The sequence below is a fragment of the Actinomadura sp. BRA 177 genome (assembly GCF_013372625.1).
Classification (GTDB): Bacteria; Actinomycetota; Actinomycetes; order Streptosporangiales; family Streptosporangiaceae; genus Spirillospora.
Genome location: NZ_JABXFD010000507.1, coordinates 1 through 3,873, shown reverse-complemented (window position 1 = coordinate 3,873; position 3,873 = coordinate 1). Strand labels below are relative to the sequence as shown.

The window sequence follows — 3,873 nt, the reverse complement described above, 5'->3', positions numbered from 1 at the left end:
TTGTTGTGTGTTGTTTGTGGTGACGGGCGCCACCGAGCTCTACCCGTGCCTCTGCGCCGGGAGCGTCGGATGTGTATAAGGGACCGCCACCGGCCCCGGCACGAGATCGAGCACGCGCGGCGACACCGGCAACTCGCCCAGCAGCCGCACGTAGGCATCAGCGGTCCGCTCCACAAGGAACTCGGACAACGCACCAGGCGCAACGTGCCGCCGATCCGGCGCCAGCGGGAACGAGGCGATCAGCAGCGCAGGCAGGTCGAGCCGCTCATCACTGGGCGTCGGCGCATGCACGACCCCGGACACGTCCTCGGGCAACCCGCCCTCTGGCAGAGCCCACCGAACCTGCCAGAACGGCCGCGCCCGCTCCTCCACGGGACGGTCCTGCAGAAGCGCCCCGGGAATCTCCCCATGCGCCTCGACCGTCCGCCACAAACCCCCGTTGATGACGACCTCGCCGCCGGCCCGCCGCTCAACGGCCAACTCACGCACGTCCTCATCAACATTGATCTCAACAAGCTCCAACGCCGGCAACGCCAGCATCAGCGCCGCCCCAACCTCCCCAAGCTGCCGCCGAACGGACGCAACCGCGTCCTCCCGCAACGGCAACCGCACAACCGTGTCAAACCCACCCGGAACCTCGGGCACATCGTCCAACTCGAACGGCAGCCGCAACAACGGCACATGCCCACCCCGCCGCCCAACCTCCTCAGCGAGCGCCGGCACCGCATCCACGAGCTCCTGAGCCCGCTCCCGCGACCACTCAACCCCCACCACACGCCGCTCACCATCAACGACACCCAGAGCCGCGTCATCAGAAGCGGCATCGCCAGCACCAGCCGCGTCGTCACCACGGGCCGCGTCGTCACCACGGGCGGGGGCGCTGCCACCGCGGCTTTGGTCGTCGGACGAGGTGTGTCTTGGGGCGGTGGTTTCTGTTGGGTGTGCTGAGGTGATGGACGGGGTGTCGGTCACGGCTGCGACGGCGGCGAAGCCTACGCCGAAGCGGCCGGTTGCGGTCGTTTCGTCGCGTTTTGCGGAGGCGCGGAGGGTGGAGAGGGCCTCTACGCCCTCCGCGTCCAGTGGTGAGCCTGTGTTGAGGGCGGTCAGGACGGTGCCCGACGGTGTGGTCCGCAGCTCCAGGCGGAGGCGGCCGGGGACGGCGGCGCGCAAGGCGGCGTCGGCGGCGTTCTGGGCGAGTTCGATGACCACGCGGTCGCGGTAGCCGCCCAGGGCGTAGTCCTCCTCCGCGTTGGCGTCCTCGCGGAAGCGCGCCGGGGACTCCGCCCAGGCGCGCAGCACGCGGTCGCGGAGGGCTCGTACGCCGAAGGTGTCCGGCATGGTCAGCTGTGGCCGAGGGCCTCGTCGTCCAGGGACGCGGTGTCCTCGGCGGGCGGGACGATCTCATAGCCCAGCTCGTCGATCACCGGCGGGTTGTGCTCGGACGCGGCCGGCAGGTTGACGCCCTCCGAGTGGGCGCCGCAGCCGTGGTCGGCGGAGACCACGCGGCCGTCATCGGGCGCGTACTCGTTGGCGCAGACACCGAAGACCTGCCGCAGCTCGCCCGCCAGGCCGACGAAGAAGCCGCAGGTGGAGCACTGGGCGGGCGCGGACGCGGCGATGGGGGCGCGCGGCCCGGCGACGCCCTCGTACCAGCGGGTCGCGGCCTCGTCGCGGCCCTCCCGGGACAGCACCCGGACGCGGCCGAGCCCGAGCTCCCACTGCGCCTCGCGGTCGGTGGAGTCGTCCACCTGCGTGAAGCCGGGGGCGAGCCGGACGTCGTCGGGCGCGGTCGGCAGCAGGTCGCCGGGGCCGAGGTCGCCGGGGCGCAGCCGCTCCAGCCACGGCACCCACTGCGGCGCGAGCAGCGCCTCGTCGCCGGGCAGCAGGACGCATTCGCTCACCGTCACGTTCTTGGCGCGGGACGCCCGCGTCACGGTGACCGCCCAGCGCCAGCCGCGGTAGCCGGGGTCGAGGCTCTCGAAATAGTGCGTGACCACGCGGTCGGCGTCGGCGCGGAGGCCGAGGTGCTCGCCGACGCCGAGCGGGCGGGCGGTCTCCTCGGCGGCCTCGCGGGCGAGATCGACCGCCTCGGCGCAGGCGGTGTCGACGGCGGGCGTGCGGGTCCGGCGGGCGGGCCCGGACGTTGTGCGCGCGGCGGGACGCGCGGGGCTGGACTGGCGCTGTGGGCTCACCCCTCAATTCTCGCCCATCCGAGGACGTGGCCGGGCACGCGCCCGGCACCCGCGGCGAGGTGAGCCTTCATTCCGGCGGGGAACGTACCCTCAATCGAGGCACTCCGATGGCCGTGACCCGGTGCCGAGCCGGAACGGCCGCTGGGAGAGATCAGGGCGCATGGCACTACGGGCGAGGGTCGGACGGCCCCTGCGCGCCGCCGCCGGAGGCGCGGCGCGGGCGGGCCGCGGCACGCGTTCGGCCGTGCTCGGGACGGGCCGGCTCACCCGCCGCGTCACGCACGCGCAGGGCGCCGGACGCAGCGGGCTCGGCAGCCTGATCGAGGCGTCCGCGTTCAACTCCGCCGGCGACGCCATGGTCACGGTCGCGCTGGCGGGGACGCTGTTCTTCGGCCTGGACGTCAACCAGGCGCGCGGCCAGATCGCCCTCTACCTCGTCGTCACGATGGCGCCGTTCGCGCTGGTCGCGCCGCTGATCGGCCCGGCGCTGGACCGGGCCCGGCACGTCCGCCGGTACGCGATCGCGAGCACGTTCGTGATGCGGGCGCTGCTGTGCTGGGCGATGGCGAGCGCGCTCCCGCACAGCGACCAGGTGACGTTCCTGCCCGCCGCGTTCGGTGTGCTGGTGCTGTCCAAGGCGTTCGGGGTGCTGCGGGCGGCGGTGACCCCGCGGGTCCTGCCGGACGAGATCACGCTGGTGACGGCGAACGCGCGCGCCTCGTTCGCCGGGCTGATCGCGACGTCGATCACCGCGCCCATCGCGGCGGGCCTGGCCGTGCTGATCGGGGCGGGCTGGGTGCTCCGCATCGGGACGGTCGTGTTCCTGCTGGGCGTCGTGTTCACCATGCGGCTGCCCGGACACGTGGACGTCCCGGAGGAGGCGCCGCAGCCGGAAGAGGCCACGAAGCAGCCGCGCCGCAGGCTGTCGCTGCCGCGCGTCGGGCCGGTCGTCGCGGAGGCGATGGAGGCCAACGCGGTGCTGCGCGCCTTCTCCGGCTTCCTGATCATCTACCTGGCGTTCCTGCTGCGGCAGGAGCGGTTCGACCCGGTGTCGCACCATGTCGCACTGGGACTGCTGGCGGCGTGCGCGGGCGCCGGCGGGCTGATCGGCACCGCGCTCGGCGCCTGGATGAAGGCGCGGGCGCCCCGGTTCATCGTGTCGGCGACGCTGGCGGCCGTCACCGCCGTCACCGCGGCGGGCGCCGCGTTCTTCGGGCTGTGGGCGGCCCTCGCCGTGGCGACCGCGGCCGGACTCGGCCAGGTGCTCGGCAAGCTGTCCATGGACGCGGTCGTGCAGCGCGAGATCGGCGAGGAGATGCGCTCGTCCACGTTCGCGGTGTCGGAGACGTACCACCAGCTCAGCTGGGTGCTGGGCGGCCTGCTCGGCCTCGGAATGTCGATCGTCGCGGACGGCCGCGTCGCGCTCGCCGTCGTCGCCGCGGCGCTGGCCGTCGCCTTCGGGCTGCTGGTGTCCCGGCAGGCCGGGACGCACCGCCGCGGCCGCCGCCCCGCGCCGGCCGCCACGATCAAGGACGCGCACCCGGAGATGCGCACCTGACAGAGATGATGTAGATGAGCGCCTCCCGGCGGGGTCTGACCCAGCATCTGACTGACTTCGGGTCTTCAACGGGATCTGTCGGCCTTGGCCGGGAGGCGCTCATGTGCACTCACCGGACGTGGC

At 73.4% G+C, this 3,873-nt stretch carries 3 protein-coding genes; 1 reads left to right on the top strand and 2 read right to left on the bottom strand.

Annotated features, from left to right (window positions below; translation table 11 throughout):
- Nucleotides 1–39: 39 nt before the first annotated feature.
- Together HUX53_RS41720 and HUX53_RS29490 are read right to left on the bottom strand one after the other, a co-directional pair.
- Nucleotides 40–1,338 (bottom strand): sacsin N-terminal ATP-binding-like domain-containing protein, encoded by a 1,299-nt coding sequence (locus HUX53_RS41720; RefSeq protein WP_255205757.1) that lies wholly within the window; start codon nucleotides 1,336–1,338, stop codon nucleotides 40–42.
- Between the two features lie 2 nt (nucleotides 1,339–1,340).
- On the bottom strand, nucleotides 1,341–2,192 hold the full coding sequence (locus HUX53_RS29490; protein WP_176406491.1) for a DUF3027 domain-containing protein: 852 nt from the start codon (nucleotides 2,190–2,192) through the stop codon (nucleotides 1,341–1,343).
- 160 nt (nucleotides 2,193–2,352) lie between these two features.
- Between HUX53_RS29490 and HUX53_RS29485 the strand changes: the two genes are divergently transcribed.
- Nucleotides 2,353–3,750 (top strand): MFS transporter, encoded by a 1,398-nt coding sequence (locus tag HUX53_RS29485; protein ID WP_176406490.1) that lies wholly within the window; start codon nucleotides 2,353–2,355, stop codon nucleotides 3,748–3,750.
- Nucleotides 3,751–3,873 lie beyond the last annotated feature (123 nt).

Coding starts and splice junctions, on each gene's coding strand:
- HUX53_RS41720 (WP_255205757.1), bottom strand. CDS start 1,338: ATGCCGGACACCTTCGGCGTACGAGCCCTCCGCGACCGCGTGCTGCGC.
- HUX53_RS29485 (WP_176406490.1), top strand. CDS start 2,353: ATGGCACTACGGGCGAGGGTCGGACGGCCCCTGCGCGCCGCCGCCGGA.